The 21,817-nt window shown below is 44.1% G+C and carries 19 protein-coding genes, 1 pseudogene and 1 other annotated feature; of the genes and pseudogenes, 3 read left to right on the plus strand and 17 right to left on the minus strand.

Annotated features, from left to right (window positions below; all coding sequences use genetic code 11):
• Positions 1 to 479: 479 nt before the first annotated feature.
• From KJS58_RS02655 to KJS58_RS02665, 3 genes are read right to left on the minus strand one after another with little or no spacing between them, the layout of a single operon-like run.
• Entirely contained in the window at positions 480 to 1,184 is a 705-nt protein-coding gene (locus KJS58_RS02655) for a DUF1961 family protein (protein WP_213530173.1), read from the minus strand.
• A 9-nt stretch (positions 1,185 to 1,193) separates the two neighbouring features.
• Complete coding sequence (locus tag KJS58_RS02660) at positions 1,194 to 3,815, minus strand: exo-rhamnogalacturonan lyase family protein (protein WP_283771231.1); 2,622 nt, start codon at positions 3,813 to 3,815, stop codon at positions 1,194 to 1,196.
• Positions 3,816 to 3,868: 53 nt separating this feature from the next.
• Positions 3,869 to 4,846, minus strand: a complete 978-nt coding sequence (locus KJS58_RS02665) for a helix-turn-helix transcriptional regulator (RefSeq protein WP_213530175.1) — start codon at positions 4,844 to 4,846, stop codon at positions 3,869 to 3,871.
• Positions 4,847 to 4,963: 117 nt separating this feature from the next.
• Between KJS58_RS02665 and KJS58_RS02670 the strand changes: the two genes are divergently transcribed.
• Both KJS58_RS02670 and KJS58_RS02675 read left to right on the plus strand, forming a co-directional pair.
• The gene (locus KJS58_RS02670) at positions 4,964 to 5,875 is read left to right on the plus strand and encodes an SDR family oxidoreductase (RefSeq protein WP_213530177.1); all 912 of its coding nucleotides are present in this window, start codon (positions 4,964 to 4,966) and stop codon (positions 5,873 to 5,875) included.
• Between the two features lie 247 nt (positions 5,876 to 6,122).
• Positions 6,123 to 6,572: a hypothetical protein gene (locus tag KJS58_RS02675; protein WP_213530179.1), complete on the plus strand. Its 450-nt coding sequence runs from the start codon at positions 6,123 to 6,125 to the stop codon at positions 6,570 to 6,572.
• Positions 6,573 to 6,676: 104 nt separating this feature from the next.
• On the opposite strand, the gene KJS58_RS02680 is transcribed toward KJS58_RS02675, so the two are convergent.
• The 3 genes from KJS58_RS02680 to KJS58_RS02690 all read right to left on the minus strand — a co-directional run bounded on the left by KJS58_RS02680 (position 6,677) and on the right by KJS58_RS02690 (position 10,843).
• Positions 6,677 to 9,538, minus strand: a complete 2,862-nt coding sequence (locus KJS58_RS02680) for a ComEC/Rec2 family competence protein (protein ID WP_213530181.1) — start codon at positions 9,536 to 9,538, stop codon at positions 6,677 to 6,679.
• Positions 9,539 to 9,658: 120 nt separating this feature from the next.
• Positions 9,659 to 10,177, minus strand: a complete 519-nt coding sequence (locus tag KJS58_RS02685) for a deoxycytidylate deaminase (RefSeq protein WP_213530183.1) — start codon at positions 10,175 to 10,177, stop codon at positions 9,659 to 9,661.
• 81 nt (positions 10,178 to 10,258) lie between these two features.
• On the minus strand, positions 10,259 to 10,843 hold the full coding sequence (locus tag KJS58_RS02690) for a ComEA family DNA-binding protein (RefSeq protein ID WP_249716846.1): 585 nt from the start codon (positions 10,841 to 10,843) through the stop codon (positions 10,259 to 10,261).
• 117 nt (positions 10,844 to 10,960) lie between these two features.
• Between KJS58_RS02690 and comER the strand changes: the two are divergent.
• Positions 10,961 to 11,824, plus strand: a pseudogene (gene comER, locus KJS58_RS02695) (late competence protein ComER); the annotation flags it as partial.
• Here comER and leuS read toward each other — a convergent pair.
• The 11 genes from leuS to aroE all read right to left on the minus strand — a co-directional run bounded on the left by leuS (position 11,805) and on the right by aroE (position 21,793).
• A complete protein-coding gene (gene leuS / locus KJS58_RS02700; RefSeq protein ID WP_213530189.1) occupies positions 11,805 to 14,243 on the minus strand; it encodes a leucine--tRNA ligase in 2,439 nt (812 codons plus the stop codon). The pseudogene comER and the gene leuS overlap by 20 nt on opposite strands.
• Before the next feature lie 118 nt (positions 14,244 to 14,361).
• Positions 14,362 to 14,599: a binding site (T-box leader), on the minus strand.
• Between the two features lie 131 nt (positions 14,600 to 14,730).
• A complete protein-coding gene (locus tag KJS58_RS02705) occupies positions 14,731 to 16,425 on the minus strand; it encodes a M3 family oligoendopeptidase (RefSeq protein WP_213530191.1) in 1,695 nt (564 codons plus the stop codon).
• A 144-nt stretch (positions 16,426 to 16,569) separates the two neighbouring features.
• The gene (locus tag KJS58_RS02710) at positions 16,570 to 17,343 is read right to left on the minus strand and encodes a class I SAM-dependent DNA methyltransferase (RefSeq protein WP_213530193.1); all 774 of its coding nucleotides are present in this window, start codon (positions 17,341 to 17,343) and stop codon (positions 16,570 to 16,572) included.
• Positions 17,344 to 17,417: 74 nt separating this feature from the next.
• The gene (locus KJS58_RS02715; RefSeq protein WP_213530195.1) at positions 17,418 to 17,591 is read right to left on the minus strand and encodes a hypothetical protein; all 174 of its coding nucleotides are present in this window, start codon (positions 17,589 to 17,591) and stop codon (positions 17,418 to 17,420) included.
• Between the two features lie 237 nt (positions 17,592 to 17,828).
• The gene (locus tag KJS58_RS02720; RefSeq protein WP_213530197.1) at positions 17,829 to 18,014 is read right to left on the minus strand and encodes a hypothetical protein; all 186 of its coding nucleotides are present in this window, start codon (positions 18,012 to 18,014) and stop codon (positions 17,829 to 17,831) included.
• A 58-nt stretch (positions 18,015 to 18,072) separates the two neighbouring features.
• The gene (locus tag KJS58_RS02725) at positions 18,073 to 18,969 is read right to left on the minus strand and encodes a CvfB family protein (protein WP_213530199.1); all 897 of its coding nucleotides are present in this window, start codon (positions 18,967 to 18,969) and stop codon (positions 18,073 to 18,075) included.
• Positions 18,966 to 19,313 carry a ribosome silencing factor gene (gene rsfS, locus KJS58_RS02730; protein WP_213530201.1) on the minus strand — a complete coding sequence of 116 codons (348 nt, stop codon included), beginning with the start codon at positions 19,311 to 19,313 and terminating at the stop codon, positions 18,966 to 18,968. The genes KJS58_RS02725 and rsfS overlap by 4 nt, the downstream gene beginning before the upstream one ends.
• 3 nt (positions 19,314 to 19,316) lie before the next feature.
• A complete protein-coding gene (gene yqeK / locus KJS58_RS02735) occupies positions 19,317 to 19,922 on the minus strand; it encodes a bis(5'-nucleosyl)-tetraphosphatase (symmetrical) YqeK (protein WP_213530203.1) in 606 nt (201 codons plus the stop codon).
• Complete coding sequence (locus tag KJS58_RS02740; RefSeq protein ID WP_213530205.1) at positions 19,903 to 20,496, minus strand: nicotinate-nucleotide adenylyltransferase; 594 nt, start codon at positions 20,494 to 20,496, stop codon at positions 19,903 to 19,905. Before KJS58_RS02740 ends, yqeK begins: the two co-directional genes overlap by 20 nt.
• 39 nt (positions 20,497 to 20,535) lie before the next feature.
• Positions 20,536 to 20,832: a ribosome assembly RNA-binding protein YhbY gene (gene yhbY, locus KJS58_RS02745; RefSeq protein WP_213530207.1), complete on the minus strand. Its 297-nt coding sequence runs from the start codon at positions 20,830 to 20,832 to the stop codon at positions 20,536 to 20,538.
• A gap of 100 nt (positions 20,833 to 20,932) precedes the next feature.
• Entirely contained in the window at positions 20,933 to 21,793 is an 861-nt protein-coding gene (aroE, locus tag KJS58_RS02750) for a shikimate dehydrogenase (RefSeq protein ID WP_213530209.1), read from the minus strand.
• Between the last annotated feature and the right edge of the window lie 24 nt (positions 21,794 to 21,817).

Raw genomic sequence — 21,817 nt, forward strand, 5'->3', positions numbered from 1 at the left:
CGCTAAGGATCATATGTAATTTTAACCAAAAATAAGGTAATTGAAGTAAAAGCTTCCTATAGAATATCAAATATATAGGTCTTCGTCATTATTATTTCCAGTTAACTATTTGTATGAATGGTTTTAAAAGGTATATATACCCAAATACTAGTTTATTCACAAAAGACACAAAAAAGCCGACTTCTTTTACAAAGAAAGAGAAACCAATGTAAAAGTAGGTCCGCATGTTAGAGTATTTTCTTATTTCACTGAATGATTTCTGGCCTTTCGTACGCAGCCGAAACGAGGATTGAATTCATAAAATGGAAATCAAGTTAAATCTCTACTTCTTTATATCGGCAGATTGCCAATTAATTTGAAGAGGGAGCAATTATTTTTTTGCAAAATAAAAAAGCCTCCTGAGAAACAGATCTTCTCCGAGGCTTAAATCTATGAAACTTAGATGCTATTGGCTTGAATCAATAGTGTAAGCAGTGATTTTAATGTTCGTTATGGTTCTCACGTAGGAGGCCATATACCTCCAAATTGCTATACTCCGCTATAAATGGTGCCATCTGCCGAAATCCGATTTTGCCGCCTCCTAGTAATGGACCGTAAGTAACGCCGTCGTCCTCCCACGTAAATATGGGCAGATCATTAACGGCAAATGTGATCTTGGGGCCCTGTTTAACCACGAGCATCCGGTACGGCCCATCACTGTCAAGCACGGAAGGAATAGGGTCAGCACCTTGTGCAACGAGGTGGAATCCATAGCTTTTACGCAAATTGCACGTATGAAATCTGCGTTCTTCCTGCCACATTCTACGGAAATAACTAACATGCAATGCGTTCATCGCACCGTGATGGTACTGATCGTATTCGCCAGTTCGTACAGGAAGGGAAGGATCAAATAGATCTTTGTCTCCTTCGCCAGAAGCTGAGAAAAACAAAATGGCAAGCCCCGGCTCCCGTATCGGCCAAAAATCCCAAGCCACTGCTACATCGGCCGGAAACTCTTTCTCACACCAGAATACCAGGTTCGCCTTTTGCCCTTCTTTGTGGTCCCTTACGCTCTCCAGTCTCATTCGTTTCATTGGAAAGGTAACAGCCCCATCACCTTCCATCCGAAAAGATTTCACTTCTTCAGGGGATGCCAGGCGATTCTCATAAATGAGGCTCCATTCCTTTGGAATTAATACGCTCATCTTATACCCTCACTCCTTAAGCACGGGATGATCTTCCTTTTCAATTCGGGGTATTTCCGGTAAATGCTCCGCTATAAGGACTAGACTAATTATCGTGTTGAGTGACCACTGAGCGGCTTCGTTCGTGTTAATCCAATCGATTTCTTCAAGCGGCCCAACATGCACAGCCTGCACTGCTTCATTCTGCAGTTGAACACGGGCATAGGAGTTGTCCAGCAAAATGGACCATGCTTGTTCCGCGGTGGACCTGTCCTGCTTATAGTACGCACCAAAAGCAGCCATCGCAATGCTAAGAACGGGATGTGCAAAACGATTCGTACTAACCTCACCAAAGGTGATGGTATCTTTCTGTTCCTGTGACAAATTGTAGTAAACGCCGAAATCAGCCATCATTTGTTCCCAAATCGGATCTTTCAGCAAGTCAGCCAATTCGAACCACACCTGCGGTGCTCCCATACAAATCATCAAATGGCGACCCCAATTGTCATCGCCCATCGGTGTTAAACGGCCCGTGTTCGGATCGTATCCGTAAGTGGGTCCAGAGATTAGACCGTATCGTGCTGCTTTGATGCTATCAATGCCAGTAATGATTTTGTCTCGATATGCGGTATCCTCATAGCGTTCCCATCTCGTCATCCAGTTGGAACTGAATGCCGCCCAATCCGGACCCACCCGGATATGTGTTGGATGCTCGTCCTTCGGAAAATAAGCACGCATTGGGTCGAGATGGACCGTTGTATAGTCTGAATCCTTCACTTCGTCCATGATATCACCAATCCGTTCATCAGCCGTCAAATAATAGTAATACCGGTGGAGTCCCGCCATCCCAATGCGTGCTTCCTTGCAGCCACATCCCCAGTGGACCACGTTATGACGAGAACCAAGACCCGCATACTCCCCAAAATGATAAACATCGACCTCGCTTGTATGCCTAGTCATCGCTTCGGCGAGACGAAACAGATCTTCTCTTCCGGAACGCAGAAAGAGAACCCACAGCCACATATTCGGCACAAGCTCCGTATTCTGCCAGGCACAACCTCCCAGATCGTAATTCCATACATGGCGGACAGGATCGTAGCTGTGCATGAAATCCCCATAATCCCAAAATCCATACCAGCCCCGCTGCTGGACTTCTCGCTGATAGAACGCCGCAACACCATCCAGTTGATCCTCAAGATAAGCCTTTGAAGGGGAGCTTCGATCAGGAAGACTCCATATACCGAAGGCACGCACTTCATGCAAATAGGCAGGCTCACATACAAGCAGCGAAGGAGACTCCAGTTCAGCCGTCATTTTTTCCAGCATCTCTGTTCCAGGTGTTTCAGATACACACCACAACATCAACTCACTCGTATTACCAATTCCATAAGGCGTTGCTCTTAGCTCTTCAGCTCCTTCATAGGAAGATTCAACATGTGTTTCCGTATCATAATGACGCAGATCCATAGCGGGTGCATCGGGTGACCAAAACCACACGGTAAAAGAAGCTTGATCCCGTGACGTATGAGTAAGTTCCAGTCCTGAGGGGCACTTTTGCCAAAAATTCCGCAAGCCTGCTGCAATTCCACCGCCTTCACTCCCAATAAAGCCGAGTCCGCCTGAATGCCGCCCGTCTACTGCCTTTAGCCAGCAACACTCCTCTTTTGTCCGCTTCGAGATCCTATAATGTTCGGCACTGTCTTGCACGAGCTTAAAATCATCCCATGTAGCGGAGTCATGAAGTAAACCTATAAAATAAGCATCCTCATCAGGCTGAAAATACACATTTTCACCCTTCGTTTGTTTTTCAAACCGTTCACGATATTTCCCTTGGGTACGCCGTGTATGCAGCGTCTTAGGTGATTCGCTGAAATAACCGCTGTCGCCCGCAAACCGGACATGGCGGTTATATAACGGTGCTCTCATTGGAACGGAAAAAGCAATACCCACTCCTTTGATGTAGTCTTCATTGGGATCTCCATCATAAAGCAATGTATGAACGATACGAATCGTTTCCTGCCCAGCATAGAAATAAAGACGAATCGTAAAGGGGAGCCATTCAAGATCCCCTGATGTGCTGCGATGCTTGCCATCCAGTTTGACGACAGCCCGGATCGGACCATCCTGTTCCACGACGGTTTTACTGATAACGCTATGAAACTTCTCTTCACGGACAACCCTCACGCCTGCAGCTTCCGATGATATCAATTCCTTGATGCAGACTAGCTCCCCATGACTGCAAAGTTCAATCCCGCTGCGGGTAATGGACTGAATTAGAGCGGAACCTTGCTTAGCAACCGTGCACTCGATGATCCCCGTATCGATGACGAAGGAAGTATCCGTCTTTTCCACGGTAATCTTATGAGCTGATTCAGTAGTCTCGCCCTTGGCAATCGTATAGTTGCTGCTACCTTCCGTGTCACTGCCGGTTCCCACTACAGCAGCATGTGCAGTCCATTTGACGCTGCGATCCGGCCAATAGGCCGTTACCCAGCTTTGCACCGGCACCTCGATCCCTTTACTGTCCCGGAGCGATATTGGCTCTTCCCGGGTAAGCTCGCCTTCCCTCCATGGAATTCCCCATGTCACGCCGACAGGCATCTTCGCCGGCTCCTTCAACCAACGAAGACTAACGGATTTTTGTAAATTCAATCATGCTCGCCTCCTTTCTCTCTTTAATTCACTATTCTAGTTCCACTATCCTTTTACTCTTCAGGATGAATACCGTCATGATTATAAAAATCAATAATAGACCTCGCCATCTGAATTACTTGTTCTTTTAGCTGGAGAGGCTGAATAACTCGAATCTGATTACCAAATCCTAAAATAAATGACTTCGCTTCCTCTTCGGTATCGAAGTTTAGCTTAACCGAAATCCATGATCCCTCTTGTTTCTTCAGATCTGCTATTTTTACAAACCGTCCTGTAAACTTGAGTCTTGCTAGAATATCAGGAGAAACTTCCACTTGAGCTTCATAACTTGGCAAACTACGAATAAATTGCTGTTTTGTTTCTTGCCAGTAACTAGCTAACTGAAAACCATCTGGTCTTTCAAACGGCTCGTCCAGCTTTTCAGCAGAAATGACCCTGGATGCTCTATAGTTTCTTATTTCTCCTTCGGAAGCGGCAACTACATACCAGGTATCTCCTTTAGCTACTAGACCCAAAGGTTCCACAATGCGTGTAACCACTGTTCCATCAGCCCGTTCATATTCGATCTTTATTTTATGTTGATCCCATACCGCTTGGTGCAGTAACTCAAACACTTGAATCACTTCAATAGAGGGACGCCAAGCACTAGAGTCAATATGAAGCCGATTCGTAACATCTTTCACCTCACTGTGCAGATTCTTTGGAATACTGGCGATGAGTTTTTCCCGGGCTTCGGTCCAGTCTTGTAGATAGCCGAGATCCTTTAGAAGATGCTGAGAAGGAGATAGAAATAAAGACATGATTTCTTCTTTTTTCAATCCCGTAAGACGAGTTCGATAATTCTCCATCAACTGCCAGCCTCCATACTTTCCCCGCCTAGCTACAACAGGAATCCCTGCCACACTTAAAGCTTCCATATCCCGATGTATTGTCCGTTCTGTCACTTCCAATTGTTGGGCCAATTCCTTCGTAGTCAATCTCTCTTGGTTCTGTAATAACAATAGAATTCGAATCAATCGATCTGCCCGCACCGTATATCACCCTTACTTTTTATATAAAAGAAATGATCTCTTCTCTTCTTAATATGACAATAGATGTCTACATTCATGAGTATACTATACTCAATACCGAATAGGAGCTGAGGCTATATGAAACCATTAGAGGGAAAAGTTGCACTCGTTGCAGGTGGAACCCGCGGAGCAGGTCGAGGAATTGCTATGGAACTAGGTGCGGCAGGCGCAACCGTATATGTAACGGGTCGAACAACCAAAAAGCAGATTTCAGAATATGGACGTCCGGAAACGATTGAAGAGACTGCGGAATTAGTAACTGAACTTGGGGGGATTGGTATTCCGGTTCAAGTAGACCATCTAGTCCCCGAACAAGTAGCATCTTTAATAGAGAAAATAGAAAAAGAGCAAGGAAAACTTGATATCCTGGTAAACGATATATGGGGCGGGGAATACTTGACGGAGTGGGATACACCGGTGTGGCAGCACTCTCTCGATAAAGGCTTACGAATGCTTCGTCTTGGGGTAGAAACACACTTAATTACAAGTCACTATGCCTTGAAATTGCTTATTCAAAATAAAGGAGGCCTCGTGGTAGAAATCACCGATGGGACGGCCGATTATAATGCGGATCGCTACCGTTTGTCCCTATTTTATGATCTGACAAAGCAATCAGTCATTCGAATGGCAAAATCGCTTGCTCACGAACTCGCCCCTCATGAATGTACAGTTCTTGCTATTACACCAGGCTGGATGCGATCAGAAATCATGCTTGAAGTCTTTGGTGTCACCGAGGAGAACTGGAGAGATGGCACGAAAAAAGACCCGCACTTTATCATCTCTGAATCTCCGCGTTATATTGGACGAGCGGTTGCCGCGGTAGCGATGGATGAAAACAAACATGAACTAAACGGCAGCTCCTGTTCCAGCGGAGAGCTGGCAAAGAGATACCATTTTACAGATATAGATGGATCACAGCCAGACTGCTTCCGCTATCTACAAGAAGTACAAGAAGCGGGAAAACCGGCAAACGCTGAAGGGTATCGTTAATCTTAATGCAATCTATTCATACTTAGAAAGAAGGAACCCCGGCCGAAAAATGACCTCGTACCGGGGCTTCTGAATACTAGTCCTATTTCTCACTGTCTAAAATACTTCTCGTCTGGATCTCCCCATCCTAAACCTGATTCCAAATTACTGCTATAATATCCAAATATTATTTGTCTTACTTCCTGTTTTTGCTAGAATAAAGTAAGACTCTTCATTCATTTGATATTGAAAACGGAGGTCAGCATCCATGACGACAAATAATCTAAGAGCTGATAGACCAAGCGGAAAGATTGCTTCGGCTATATTCACTGCCATTTTATTATCTATTGTCACAGGTCTTTATCGGTATGTGCCTTTGGATGAAAGATTGGCAGATGTACACTATTATTCTTTTGGTTACACATTTACGATAACACTACTCATTAACCTTGCTATTTTCCTTTTTTTAATTATGCCACTCTCTATATTGGTGGACGGATTGCTCATGTACAGAAGAAGAAATAACAAGTATTTTATCTTACTTTTAACTTTCGAATATTGTCTTTTAGGCTTAATAAGCGGGGTTATCTTTTCGGCATTCATTCTGAATTTTGATACTTTTACTGCTCAAACTATTTATATCACTGTAGGTTCACTTGTGTTCTTAGCCTTCCAGTTGATATTCAATAGAATTTTCCCTACTACAAGAAGAAAGTAAAGCCAAGAGTGGATTTTCGTTTTCACTCAGAGCATTCCATAACTCTTTCAACCCTTACCTCTTCTCTTCATTGCTTTTGGTCGCTGATCCACTTTTGTCTTCGCCTATTTCTCACTGCCTAAAACACTCCTCGTCTGGATCTCCCCATCCCGAACCCGAATTTGGACCTCTCCCATCATATCCGTTCTAAAAATTTCACTTCTGTGATCTTCCAACCTCTCTGTGACAATCGGGTGAGGATGACCATACGTATTATTTACTCCTGCCGAGATAACGGAAAGACGAGGCTGAAAGTAGTTCAGCCATTCTTCCGTCGTTGAAGATTTGCTCCCATGATGAGCAACTTTTAGTACATCGATCGGAACTGTTTTGCTGTTGTTGCTGTTATTGCTGCTAATACTGCTATTACTATTGCTGTTGGAGCGACTTTCGTCAGCTGAGTTTTTTATTCTATCCAAAATATCAAGTTCCGCAGCGCTGTCTACATCGCCTGTAAACAGAAAAGATACCCCCTCCATCTCCATCAAAAATACAACAGACACATGGTTTTGCTCTTCGAGAACAGGCAGTGCGGATATTTCTCCCATATCGTCTGAAGATGTATGAAGGATATTCTCCTCAGGAGCAATAAAAGAAAGAGTGGTCTCTGAATCAGGGCGATACTCCATTCCGTCATAAACTTCATACATCGTCACTTTTTGTTCCAATACTGTATGTATAAGTTCTTGATAAAAAGGTTTATCCGTTATCGTCCCATTACTTATGAACTTAGACACGGGTATATTTTCAAATACAGCTTGCAGTCCTCCCGCATGATCCTGATCCGCATGGCTTAGAATGACCGCATCGAGTTTATGAACTCCTCGCTTTTTAAGCAGTGGCACGAGTAGTGATTTGCCTACTTCATATGGATCTCTTCGCTGTTTCCAGCTCGCCTGCTGTCCAAACTGAATGGTGCCTCCACCATCAACAAGAATATGCTTGCCTGTTGGCGTAGTGATCAGCATACTATCTCCTTGCCCCACATCAATAAATGCAACCGTTCCTTCCCCCTTGCGATAGGGACCTTGATAACTAATCGTTAGACCTGCTAACAAAACAATAGATAAGATAATCACCGTGATTCTCTTCACAAAAGTAAAAGGTTCCCGTGCATAATATCCTGCGCCTTGGACTGAAAATAGACTTTCCAGCTCCGGCCAAGCGGATGAAATCTGTACGGCTTGAAATACCTGTTGCAGACGGGTGCCACCGCTAAGTAAACCTTGTTTTTTCTCGTTATTCAGCACAGGGACAAATCCATTAGCAAAAGAAAAAGTGTGACTCATCCTCTTTACATCCGGCTGTACCGATTGCAACAGCGGCGTGAGCGGAACCGTATCCTCTGAACTCAAAGGGATCGGCTGTTTGCTTATCTTCCATTCCTTAAGCAGTTGGAAGAGGTAATATAGCAATAAATAATAACTCAGGACGATTATAAAGTGAGGTTTAGCCCAAATAAGCACAAACTGATCAAAGGTATTTAGCCAGGTTACAAAATCAAAGGTTAGTTGATTCAGCCAAGAGACAATCCATACGATCGGTTTCACTGCAGGTTCCCATATGTAAACAAGCAACAGCACAAGTGCGCCGAGCGGGAGAATAAGAAAACTAATAAAACTGACAAGTAGGAAATTGGCACCAAATGATAAAAGGGAAAACTGATTAAAATAAAACACCGTCATTGGAAAAGATAGCAACTGAGCCGCAATGGTGATGACAGCTGTTCCCGACAGCCACTTAGGCCAAGCATTAAAGTGAGGCTGAAGCAGCGGAACAAAGATCATAAGACCCGCTGTCACTAAAAAAGAGAGCTGAAAACTGACATTTACCAGCATATACGGATCCATCCACAACATGATAAGAGCAGTGAGGCAAAGAATATTGAGCCCATCTTTCATCAGACCCTGCCTCGTCATATACAGCCCCATCATCGACATTATACCTGCTCTCACTACAGAGGGAGATGAACCCGACAACAACACATAAAACGGGATCAGCAGAAAAGTCACAACAAGTGCCGTCTCCTTACTGAGCCGAAGAAGAGATAACAATAACAGCAGTCCCGAAACATAAATTGCGACATGCATTCCAGATATAGCGAGAATATGGGTAAGCCCGAGTTTAGAAAAATCCCCGTACGTATCTGCATCAATCTCATCACCAATACCGATAACAAGACCTTTCATGTATCCGGCATGAGGTTCCTCAAACATAGATTCCATTTGGCTTCCTAGTTCTTTTCGAGCTGAATCACTCAGTCGGAGTACGATATACTTACTAAACCACGTTTCAAGAGGCTCATGGGCAATTCCTTCTGCACCTTTTCCTTTGAGCAACCAGTGAATATGAAGACGCTGTAAATACTGTCCATAATCAAAACTCCCAAAATTCCTCGCTCCCCCCGGGATCTCCAAGGTGCCTGTAAATTGAATCTGATCTCCTCGTTTCCATCCCTCTGCTATCTCTTGCTCTCCTTCTTCCAGCAGCTTAAGCTGAACTTGCACCTTCTCCTTAATTTCAGAGAGTTTATCTTCCACTTTCTCATTACCGGACCCTAGCGGGCGGACACCCTGAAGTGAAAGTACAAATTGTGCCCGGTCTCCGTCGACTTTGACTTTAGAGGCAATCGTCCCCTCCACCTCAACGGACATCCCGACTACTTCAGCAGGTATCACGTTAAGCGTGGTCGGCAGTTTGCTCACGTTACGCACTTCTGTCCACTCCATATAACAAGAAGACACAAGAACAGCCATCAGCAAAACTAGCGAATATACTCCTTGTATTCGTTGCAAATAGAGGAATATACCAAGCAGCAATAAGACTCCGAGGAGGATCCTGATCAGGGACCATCCATTATAGAGATAAGCTGCCGAACTCCCCATAATCCAGCACACACAAAATAAGGCAAGCGGCCTCCCTTTCAAAGTCCTTTTCCTCCTCAAAAAGAAAAGAAGAACCCTATAAAGAGCCAGCTTTGACACTGTTCTTCATAAGGTTCTTCCTTATTATTTCGATCCTTGTATTCTATTGTTGATCTTATATCTCTAATTAAGCACCGTCATTATAGTTTCTTTTGGAGGTTCATAGGTGCTCAGTGAACGGAAGGTAATCCCTTTTTGCTCCATCATTTGACGCACTTTTGATGTATCTTTCGGATATGGCCGGTGATATACAATCTCAACGATTCCACTGTTCGCAAGCATATTAGCGCAAGTCCAGCAAGGTTCATCTGTTACATAAACACTTGAACCTTCCCGGTCCGCACGATCAGTAAACAGCAGCAAATTTTGCTCTGCATGAATCGTGCGCACGCAGCGCTGTTTCTTGATCATTTCTTCCTTGCCGTCTTTAACGATTAATTCGTACTCTTCCGAAATCATACATCCTGCTTCCAAACAGTCCGGCACACCCATAGGCGCTCCATTATATGCGGTTCCAAGCAGCTTCTTCCCCTGAACGAGAACTGCACCTACATGTCTGCGCGAACACCGGGAACGAGTAGATACCATATAAGCAATATCCATGAAGTACGTATCCCAGTCTTTTCTTACCCCCGTATTCATCCTTCTCCACTTCTCCTTACCTCTAAGTTTGTTTAAATGTTTGCAATGTAAGCATTCAGAAAGTCTCGATAAAATAATACTCTAATCTATCACAACATAGGGTGACATTTTCTCAAGCATCTTCATCCCGATCCCCTTGACCTTGGTCAGGTCACTCGGTTTGGTAAAGGAGCCGTGTTCTGTACGATAATCAATAATTGCTTGTGCTTTCTTCTCACCAATACCAGGTAGATTCATCAATTCTTCACGTGATGCTGTATTTACGGCTATTCTGCCATCTGTATTGGCTGAAGATGGAGCGCTCTGACTCTGAGTACCTTGTTCTTCTATAGAAGTAGTCTCGGCAGGCTTTACTGTTTCCTCTTGCGTCGGTTTTGCATCAACTTCATTAGGTCCTGTCTTATCAATTTCTACTTTTTCTATTTCTTTTTCTATCTCTTTCTCTACAGTAGGAACTGCCGGCTGTATTTCCGGTAAAGTAGTTTTATCCGAAACTGCTGGGCTCTCCTCCTGCTGTGTCACTGCTGTCGTATCACTCACCGATATAGCTGCCCTGTCATTAATAGCAGTCCATTCCGCAGGCGCCGGGTCACTCTTTCCTCCGAACAAGATTAAACCACTCCCAAGGAAAGCCCCAATCGTTAACAGCACTGTCGCTTTCTTCACCGTATTCAAAACCTCCCAAACGATTATCATACCTAGGTAAAACTTATCGTCATGTCGTCCAAGTCTTGATGCATACATTAAGAAGAACGTGCCCGCGCCAGTACCGTAAAGCAAGAAAGGGGGAACCTCAAGATGTTGAAGGTCGGATTTATAGGAACCGGCAGCATGGGAAGTTTACTCATTAACGCCTTCCTTGCTTCCGGAGCACTTGACGCGTATCAAATTACTGCAAGCAATCGAACCCGTGAAAAAGTCGTAAACTTAGCTTCTCTGCATCCAGGTCTTTATCCAGCAGAAACCAATCGTGAAACTGCCGAAAGAAGCAACATTGTATTTCTTTGTATCAAACCGCATGAATTTAAAGAAGTCATCGAATATATTAAACCCGTCGTTACTCCTGATCAGATCATGATCTCGATTACGAGTCCTGTTCAAATCAGACACTTGGAATCCGTCTTACCATGTAAAATCACGAAAATCATTCCGAGTATTACTCACTTAACCGGCAGCGGCGCTTCCTTATGTATTCATGGAAATCGAATGAATGATGAAGACAAAAAACGGGTTGAGATGCTATTCAGCTACATTAGCAGACCGATACGCGTGGAAGAAACCTATACCCGAATCAGCTCTGATTTTAGCAGCTGCGGACCTGCCTTTGTTGCCTTTTTTCTGGAACAATGGATTGATGCAGCAGTTCGCAAGACGGGAATCACTTCAGATGAAGCGACTCGTCTTGCGAGTGAAATGCTGCTTGGTACAGGTAAATTACTAGCAGAAGGAGCTGTGACTCCGTCACAGCTCCAAGAACGTGTTGCCGTACCCGGCGGTATAACCGCCAAAGCCTTGAACCTGCTTGATTCAAGCCTCGCGGGTGTATTTGATCAGCTCATTCAGGTCACGCACGCGAAGTACGAAAAAGACCTGGAAGCGCTAGATGCTGAATTTGGTGCAGGTGAGATTAACCGGCAACAATATTAACCAGTTTGCCTGGTACTGCAATCACCTTACGGATGGTTTTGCCTTCTAGTGCTTCCTTGATTGCAGGAATCTCTAAGCTGAACGCTTCAAGACCTTTTGCATCAAGATCAGCTGCAACGCTTGCGCGCTGTACGATTTTACCGTTAATTTGAATTACGATTTCTACTTCTGCATCAACGGTTAGTGCCTCATCATACTGCGGCCAGGATACATAGCTGATGCTCTCTTCGTGACCAAGACGTGACCACAACTCTTCTGCGATATGCGGAGCAAGAGGAGCAAGCATCTGTACAAAGTTCTCCATTGCTTCGCGTGGCAGACGGTCTGCTTTGTACGCATCATTAGTGAAGATCATCAGCTGACTGATCGCTGTATTAAAGCGTAGATGCTCGAGATCATCGGTAACTTTCTTAATTGTTTTGTGCCATGTACGTTTGAAATCGTCATCTCCGCCATCGCCAATTTTCTCATTAAGCGTACCATCTTCATTAATAAACAAACGCCACACACGTGCTAGGAAACGATAAGCTCCTTCTACGCCATTCTCGTTCCAAGGTTTGGTTGCCTCAAGCGGCCCCATAAACATTTCGTAAATCCGCAGCGTATCTGCACCGTATTTATCCACAATCTCATCTGGATTAATTACGTTGCCGCGGGACTTACTCATTTTCTCATTATTGGTTCCAAGAATCATTCCTTGGTTTACGAGTTTATGGAATGGTTCTTTCGTATCAACGATGCCTAGATCATACAGAACTTTATGCCAGAAACGTGCATAGAGCAAGTGAAGTACCGCATGTTCTGCTCCGCCAATGTACAAGTCAACTGGCAACCATTCACGTTGTTTTTCTTTGGATACCAGTTCCTTATCATTGTGCGGATCAATAAAGCGCAGGTAATACCAGCAGCTTCCAGCCCATTGCGGCATGGTATTGGTCTCACGGCGCGCCTTCATTCCTGTTTCTGGATCGATTGTGTTTACCCAGTCCGTTGCATTTGCAAGCGGTGATTCGCCCGTACCGGACGGTTTGATCTCATCCATCTCTGGAAGCACAAGCGGAAGTTCACTTTCAGGTACAGTTTTCATCGTACCGTCTTCCAGATGCAGAATTGGAATAGGTTCACCCCAATAACGCTGACGGCTAAAGAGCCAGTCACGAAGTCTATACGTTACTTTTCCTTCGCCTTTTCCATTCTCCTCAAGCCATGCGATTGCTTTGGCAATAGCTTCTTCATTCTCAAGACCATCCAGCATACCGGAATTTACGTGTGGGCCATCACCCGTGTAGGCTTCTTTTTCCACATCTCCGCCCGATACCACTTCAATGATTTCAAGACCAAATTGTTTTGCAAATTCCCAGTCACGAGAATCATGTGCAGGCACTGCCATAATCGCACCTGTTCCGTAACCAGCAAGGACATAATCCGCAATCCATACCGGCACTTTTGCACCGCTGATTGGATTGATCGCATACGCGCCAGTAAATACACCTGTTTTTTCTTTCGCAAGATCCGTACGCTCAAGGTCACTCTTACGTGCCGCTTGATCTTGATATGCTTTCACCGCAGCCTGTTGCTCCGGTTTCGTGATCTTCTCCACCAGTTCGTGTTCAGGAGCAAGAACTGCATAAGTTGCACCGAACAGCGTGTCTGGGCGTGTCGTAAATACTTTCAGCTGTTCTTCATGTCCTTCCAGCTCAAACGTCACTTCCGCACCTTTGGAGCGTCCGATCCAGTTACGCTGCATATCTTTAATGCTCTCTGCCCAGTCCAGTTCATCCAGATCATCAAGAAGACGGTCTGCGTATTCAGTAATTTTCAGTACCCATTGACGCATTGGTTTACGTACGACAGGGAAGCCTCCACGCTCACTTTTCCCATCAATTACTTCTTCGTTTGCAAGAACCGTTCCAAGCTCTTCACACCAGTTCACCGGAACTTCAGATACATAAGCAAGACCACGTTTGTACAGCTGGATAAAGATCCACTGTGTCCACTTGTAGTAGTCAGGATCTGTCGTGCTGATCTCACGATCCCAGTCATATGAAAATCCAAGTGATTTAATCTGACGGCGGAAGTTATTTACATTCTTCACCGTTATATCACGCGGATGTTCTCCTGTATCAATCGCATGCTGTTCTGCCGGAAGTCCAAAAGCATCCCAACCCATCGGATGAAGAACATTATATCCGCGCATTCTTTTGTAGCGAGATACGATATCAGTCGCTGTATATCCTTCTGGATGTCCTACATGGAGACCTGCTCCTGAAGGATAAGGGAACATATCAAGGGCATAAAACTTCGGTTTATCTGCCTCTTCCCCTGTTTTAAATGTTTTGTTAGCATCCCAATATTGTTGCCATTTCGGCTCAATGGATTGCGGTTGATAGCCGTGCTTCGGCTGTTCTTTCTGACTCAATGTCCATCCTCCTCGTCATATGAAACGTTAGAACCGGATCACGCCTTGAGCATGTCATACCATGCCAAAACGTATCACGGACCAACAAAAAAACCTCCGCATCCCATAGCGTGTCATCGCTAGGGACGAGAGGTTAGATTCCCGTGGTACCACCCTAGTTAGCGGACATACGTGCTTCGCTGTCCACTCCCTTAAGCACCCTGTAACGGTGGTGAACCGATGAGGCTTACCCTATAAATATAGCCTGACCTCATATCTCCAAGGCGAGTTCATACAACCATGGCAACCAGCTTGCACCACCCGCTGGCTCTCTGTTATGCATAGGTTCTATTACTATTCCTCTTCATCGAAAACATTTTAAGTTTAATCGCAATCATTATACAAGACTGTAACAGATAAAGTCAAATAACGCTGTAAACTCCTGTCATACCTTTTGTTTTTAAGAAGAAAATAGCCAGTAGAAAGAGATCCTGCTGATCCTCTCAATTTATAGGGCTTTGTCATCTATAGAATTAAGATATTCTTCAATACTCGTAATTACAGAAGTTACACACCCGTCTTTAAACGGAGAAATAAGACCTGCCTCTTCCACCAGTTTGGTAAAGGATAAACTTCCTCCTAATTTGCACAAGTGCAAATAATTCGTCCAAGCTGCTTGATAATCCTCTCTGGACTGCTTCCAGAACTGGAATGCACAGATTTGAGCCAGTGTGTAATCGATATAATAGAATGGAGATTGGTAAATGTGAGCTTGTTTTTGCCAGAAACCACCTTGATCGAAATAGAGGTTGCTCTCGTAATTACGATGCGGCAGATATTTACGCTCAATCTCACGCCAAGCTTGTTTACGCTCTGCCGGAGTTGCATCTGGATTACTGTAGACATAATGCTGGAATTCATCCACGGAAACACCATAAGGAATAAATAGAAGAGCACTCGACAAATGATCAAATTTATACTTTTCCACTTCATTTTCAAAGAAGAGATTCATCCACGGCCAGGTTAAGAACTCCATACTCATGGAATGAATTTCAGCCGCTTCATATGTAGGAAATAAATATTCAGGCACTTCGTAATTTCGGCTTTGGTACACCTGAAATGCATGGCCTGCTTCGTGCGTGAGGACATCAATATCATCTGAAGTCCCATTGAAATTGGAGAAAATAAAAGGAGACTTGTAATCATAAATAAAGGTACAGTAACCTCCGCTCTGTTTCCCCTTTTTGCTAACCAGATCCATCAGTTCATGGTCCAGCATGTAATTGAAAAACTCGCTCATTTCCGGGGCTAGTTCGTCGTACATTTTTTTGCCGTTTTGAACAATCCATTCCGGATTTCCCTTTGGCGCTGCATTTCCTGATGGGAATACGATATTCTCGTCGTAATAATAGAGCTCATCTACCCCGACACGCTCGCGTTGACGCTCTTTTAGCTTCGTAGCTACCGGAACAATCTCCTCTAGCACTTGTTTACGGAAGCTCGACACCATATCAGCGTTATAGTCCGTTCGATTCATTCTGGCATAACCCATCTCCACAAAGCTCGGAAATCCAAGTTTCTTCGCCATCTTGGTTCTTACCTTCACCAGTTCATCGTAAATCCGGTCAAGCTGCTCTTCATGTTCGCTCAAAAAAGCAGTGCGTGCTTCTTCCGCACGTTTACGCATGTTTCGATCTGTAGACCGCATGAAAGGAGCAAGCTGCGATAAGGTACGTTCTTCCCCTTCAAAAAAAATCTTAGCCGAAGCAATCAGTTTCGAGTATTCCGTCGTCAGTTTATTCTCTTGTTGCAAGTCACCGATAATGTCCGGACTAAATGTTTTGATCGTAAGCTCTGCGATCTGAAATAACTGTTTACCGTATTTTTTCTCCAACTCAGCTCTAAAAGGGGAACTCACAAGCGCTTCGTAAAATTCAGTCGAATATTTCTGGAACATAGGCGATGTTTCATCGAAAAAATCTTGCTCCGCCTTATAAAATTCGTCATTGGTATCTACGGAATGGCGAATTGACACCAGCGTTTCCTGTGTGGATAAAGCCCCGCGCAGTTTGTTGATCGCCACCATAGCTGCTTCCTGTTCATCTGCATTTTTTGCTTCACGGAACGTGGCGAGCAGCCCATTAAACTCTTCTTCAAAACGTGCCACATTCGGCCGTTCATAAGCATATTCACTAAATTTCATTTACTAAACACCTGCCCTTAATCCCCATTTTCTATCCATTATATCCTAAATGATTTCTCGGTTCTATGTGTAGTTATCATATAATTGAATTATGGTAAAAAAAAAGCATCCTTCTCTATAAATCAAGAAAAGATGCTTTGGACTCTACTTTTTAACGGCTACAAAAAATAAACGCGATGTATTCTCATTTGCTGGTTCCCATTCAAAATCCCCATAAATATTCACATCATGGAAACCTGCTTCAACCAGCTGCCTCTTCATCCATTCCGGATCATATGCTCTCTGATTATGAACTTCTTCAAAACGGTGATATACATCGGGTCCGCTGCCCTCTGCCCGCGTAAAAATGCTTAAATGATGTTCAATTTCATAACTGGAACGATCTAAATCACAAGTCCATATATATGAAATTGATTTTTCATCTAACACAAAAGGCTGCTCTTCCTCATAACGAATAAAAGTGCTCGGGTGATGTACATCAAACAGGAACGTACCTCCTGACTTGAGACCTTGAAACGTTTTTTGGAACGTGCGGATAATATCTTCTTCTTTTAGCAAATAATTAATACTGTCACAAAAAGAAATAACGGTATCAACGGGTTCCGGCAGTTCCCAGTTTCGCATATCCTGGTGGATCCAGCGGATCGTTCCTTCACGGAAGAAACGGTTTCCCTGCGGAGTTTCTTCTAGCTTCTGCCGTGCTACGGACAGCATATCAGCGGAAAGGTCAATTCCCGTTACTTCAAATCCGGATTTAACTAAAGGAATGGTCAGAGAACCGGTACCACAGCCGAGTTCTACAACACTTTTAGGTATTCCATGCTTCTCCCAAGCAATTCTAGCAAATCGAATCCATTCGGGATAAGGCATATCTTCCATCAGTTCATCATATACGTAAGCAAATTTGCGATAGGACATAGGGAACACCTCCTGAGAAAACTTGATGTTAACAATAAGGTTGAAAATAAAGTGAAAGTGTGGGCAGGATTCTGCTATTCGCGCGATTCCTGATTTATGGCTCCAGTGGATGGATGGTTCTTACGAGCGCTGTTGTTTTCGGATTTCCAGATTGTATAAAACCAGCCAAGGTAGAAATCCGATAACAAAGGCGCCCGCTTCGCTTCGATAGAACCATTCCATCCACTTCCGCTTCCTACTACTTCCACTTTGTTTTCAAAAATATGGTTGCCCCTAAGTTTAGAGGGGCAACTGGGTGAGTTCCTGCAGTTTTACTGGCAGGAACTTGTGAGTCAAGGGCAAAACCCAGCATGATTTGGACGCTACGCTTCTCTCCAATCATGGTCAAGAGCTAGTTACTGCTAGCCAATGACAAAACATCCTTCATGATTTGACGTTACGCTTTGCTTCTCTCGAATCATGAACTTCTTCAAAGACAAAACCCATCATGATTGGACACTACGCTTCGCTTCTCTCGAATCATGAACTTCTTCAAAGACAAAACCCACCATGATTTGGACACTACGCTCCGCTTCTCTCGAATCATGAACTTCTTCAAAGACAAAACCCAGCATGATTTGGACACTACGCTCCGCTTCTCTCAAATCATGAAAGACAAAACATCCTTTCATGAAAAGCAAAGAGCCCTTAAAGGGCTCGTTTACTCCATTACAACATAAGGTTGCTTGCTTATTCTTCAGACGCTTCTTCTTTTTTAACAAGATACGTCCAGTTTTCATCCTGAGTCACGAGGCCGTCTTTCATAAGCTTGCCCATGGCACGCTTGAAAGCAGACTTACTCATTCCGAATTTACTTTTTATAATATCCGGCGGTGTCTGGTCAGAATAAGGCATGGCTCCGTTTGGCCGTTCCTTAATAAATTCAAGGATACGCTCAGCGTCTTCATTACGTCCGATTTCCTTACGTTGAGTCATAGAAAGATTCACTCTTCCATCCTCACGAACAAGGGTTACACGAACGCTTACTTTCTCTCCTAGTCTCAGCATACGAGTTCGCTCGGAAGAGTGAATCATCCCAATCGCGCCAAAACCTAATACTCCGCCGTCTACAAGCACAAAAGTACCCATCTGCAGCGGTTTATACACGGTTGCTTCTACCCATTCATTCATCCAGGTCGTCGGTGCATGGAACGTCAAAGGATCAAGTTCTCTTTCCCCTGCAAGTTTTGCGCGAAGGCGTCCTTGCCGGTCATGCTCCATAATGACAAAGACCTCATCTCCAACTTGCGGATGAAGCTCCCTCATTTCGGGAAGCTCGCGAATCGGCAGCAACAACTGACGTCCAAGTCCCATTTCTAGAAAACAACCCAGTCTTGGATGTACGTCAGCTACTACCAGCTTCGCCATTTCACCCAAGGTGAGGTAAGGTTTTTTCATTGTTGCCGCTGGTCGATCATCGGTATCGAAAAATAGAAAAACTTCCACTTCTTCTCCGACTTTAATATCTCGCGTCAGCTCTGAATAGTGCAGCAATACATCTTCACTGCCTGTTGATAAAAAATATCCATACGGGGATACTTCCCGGGATACCGGGAGTGTAACTACCGTTCCTGCTACTAAACTCATACTTTATTCACCACTTTAGCATCTGACCAAAGTCTTTCAATATTATAATATTCCCGCTCATCGCGGTGGAACACGTGCACCACCACATCACCAAGATCCATCAGTACCCAGCGTGCAGAATTCATTCCTTCTAGTCCTTTTATCTGAACTCCGGATTCTTGCACCCGTTTACGGATTTCTGTAGCGATGGCTTGTACCTGTGTATCTGAATTCCCGTGACAAACAACAAAATAATCAGCAACAAGTGAAACCCCTTTAAGATCAAGGGCTACAATGTTCATCGCTTTTTTATCATCTGCCGCCTCTACTGCAATCTGAAGTAATTCCTTGGATGAGATACTCATGAATCAACCTCCGATTTTGAATGTATTGGATTTATCCATTAGCTTAATTTGCTCAATTAAATCATTACGAGTAAAAATCGTTAAAGGATAGATGATCTTTCTCTGAGAAACAAGGTGAGTAATGGTACCATCAAATCCGGCTAAAAGAGCTTCTTCGAGGCTATGCTCTGCAAGTTCACGTATCCGGTCCACTCCAGGGAAGTCTCGTCCCGGCTCCATATAATCTGCAAGACACACCACTTTATCCAGAAGACTCATTCCTACACGTCCGGAAGTATGCCACTTAATTGCACTCAGAACTTCAGGATCTGTCACTTTATACTCATGTTCCGCTACAAAAGCACCGACTTCTGAATGCCACAACTGTTTATCATGAAGAAGAAGATCTTGATTCAAGTTATTCTCCCGAATGATCTTTTCCATCTCTTTGACAGGCCAGTACTTCGTTACATCATGCAAAATAGCAGCAAGATCCGCTTTAACCGGATCTGCTCCGAATCGTTCAGCAAGCACTACCGCTGTTTGCATGACACCTTCTGTATGTTTCCAGCGCTGAGGAGGCATCTGTTCGGAGACGGCTTTAATTAATTCATCTCGATTTAGACTCATATAATCCGCTCCTTGTAATATACGTAAGGACCGAGTCAGGTACCATGAACCGCACCGATTTGCCGCCTGCTAAACGTCTTCTGATCGCAGTTGATGAAATATCAACCAGCGGCATCTCTGCAAGAAGCACGCGGCTTTGCAAAAATTCCGGAAGATCATCCAAATGCAGATCAAATCCGGGCCTGCCTACACCGATAAAGGTAATCTGCTGGACAAGCTCTTCAATCCGCTCCCACTTCGGCAAATAATTCACCATATCTGCACCGATGATAAAATAAAAAGTGGTATTCGGATGTTTTTTTTGCAAGAGCTGGATTGTATCAATGGTATAGGATACCCCTCCGCGAACGACTTCAATATCAAGCGTTGAATAATCTTGATAACCCTCCGTCGCAAGTCTGGTCATATCCAGCCTTTGTTCGCCTGATGCTCCTGCTGCTTGTTTATGCGGTGGAATGTGAGAAGGCATGAACCATACCTCGTCAAGCTTATAAGCATCCTTCACCGTCTCTGCCGCAAGCAAATGCCCCATATGAATAGGGTCGAACGTACCGCCCATGATACCTACCTTCATACGGCCTACTCCTTTTACATCACATAATCTATTCTTTGTTTAGTTTCGCGGCAATTCAATCTGCTTATTATCGCGTGACTCTTTATATAGAGTAATCGTGTTTCCAAGAATTTGAACAAGTTCACTGCCTGTACGCTCTGCCAGTTCAGCTGCTACTTCTTTTTTATCATCCAGGTTATTGCTCAAGATGGAAATTTTCATGAGTTCACGTTTTTCAATTGCTTCTTCAATATGACGGAACAGGTGCTCATTCGTGCCGCCTTTACCAATTTGGAACACAGGATCCAAGTGATGTGCCTGTGAACGTAAAAATCTTTTTTGTTTACCCGTTAACATTGTATTAACCCCTTATAATATGCATTTTCTGTTGGAATCTGCATTCCTCTAATGTTTGTCCATTCGTATGACAGAATATGAGGAATACAGACTACGATAATTAAAAACTTTCTAGTACTGCTTTTCTCATGGCGTGAACAGGTGCAGGAATACCAAACCAATGTTCAAAAGCGATCGCCCCTTGGTATACAAACATACCAAGTCCACCGTGAATGATACATTTCTTTTCTTTTGCTATGGAAAGCAGCTTTGTCTCCAGTGGATTATATATAAGATCGCTTACTACAATCCCTTCTGACAAAGCGTCTGGATCAATAGGAGTTTCGTGCAGATTAGGATGCATCCCTACCGAAGTCGTATTAATGATAATATCCGCATGTAAAAGTGCTTGATGTGCCTCCGATATAGGTAGTCCTTGGACTTGTCCCATCGCTTTGAAATCGGCAGCCATCTTCTCAGCGCGTTCAATGGTTCGATTAAGGATGGTGATCGAAGCCGGGCTTTCCAGAAGCAGTGCATACACAATCCCCCGGGCAGCACCGCCAGCACCAATCACGACAATATGTTTTCCCTCTAGCGAAGAGATGGCTTCTTCTTTTAACGATCTGACATAACCGGTTCCATCCGTATTATATCCGATTAGCCTGCCCTCTTCATGAATCACGGTATTAACTGCGCCCGTAAGCTTTGCACTGTCATCGAGTTCATCCATATAAGACATGATCTCTACTTTATGGGGAATTGTCACGTTTACGCCGCGAAATCCCATTGACTTTATTCCTTTAACAGCTGCATCAAGGCCCTCCGGTTTCACATGCAAGGGGACATAATCCCCATGCAAACCTGTATCATAAAGTGCTGCTTGATGCATAGCGGGAGACTTACTGTGTGCAATCGGGTCACCCATCACCCCAAGAAGTGTATACCCACTAGGCTTAAGTCCTTGTACTTTGTTTGACATCCTGTCTCCCCCTGTGAACTCCCA

Origin of the sequence: Paenibacillus sp. J45TS6, assembly GCF_018403285.1 — a bacterium.
Taxonomy (GTDB): Bacteria; Bacillota; Bacilli; order Paenibacillales; family Paenibacillaceae; genus Paenibacillus.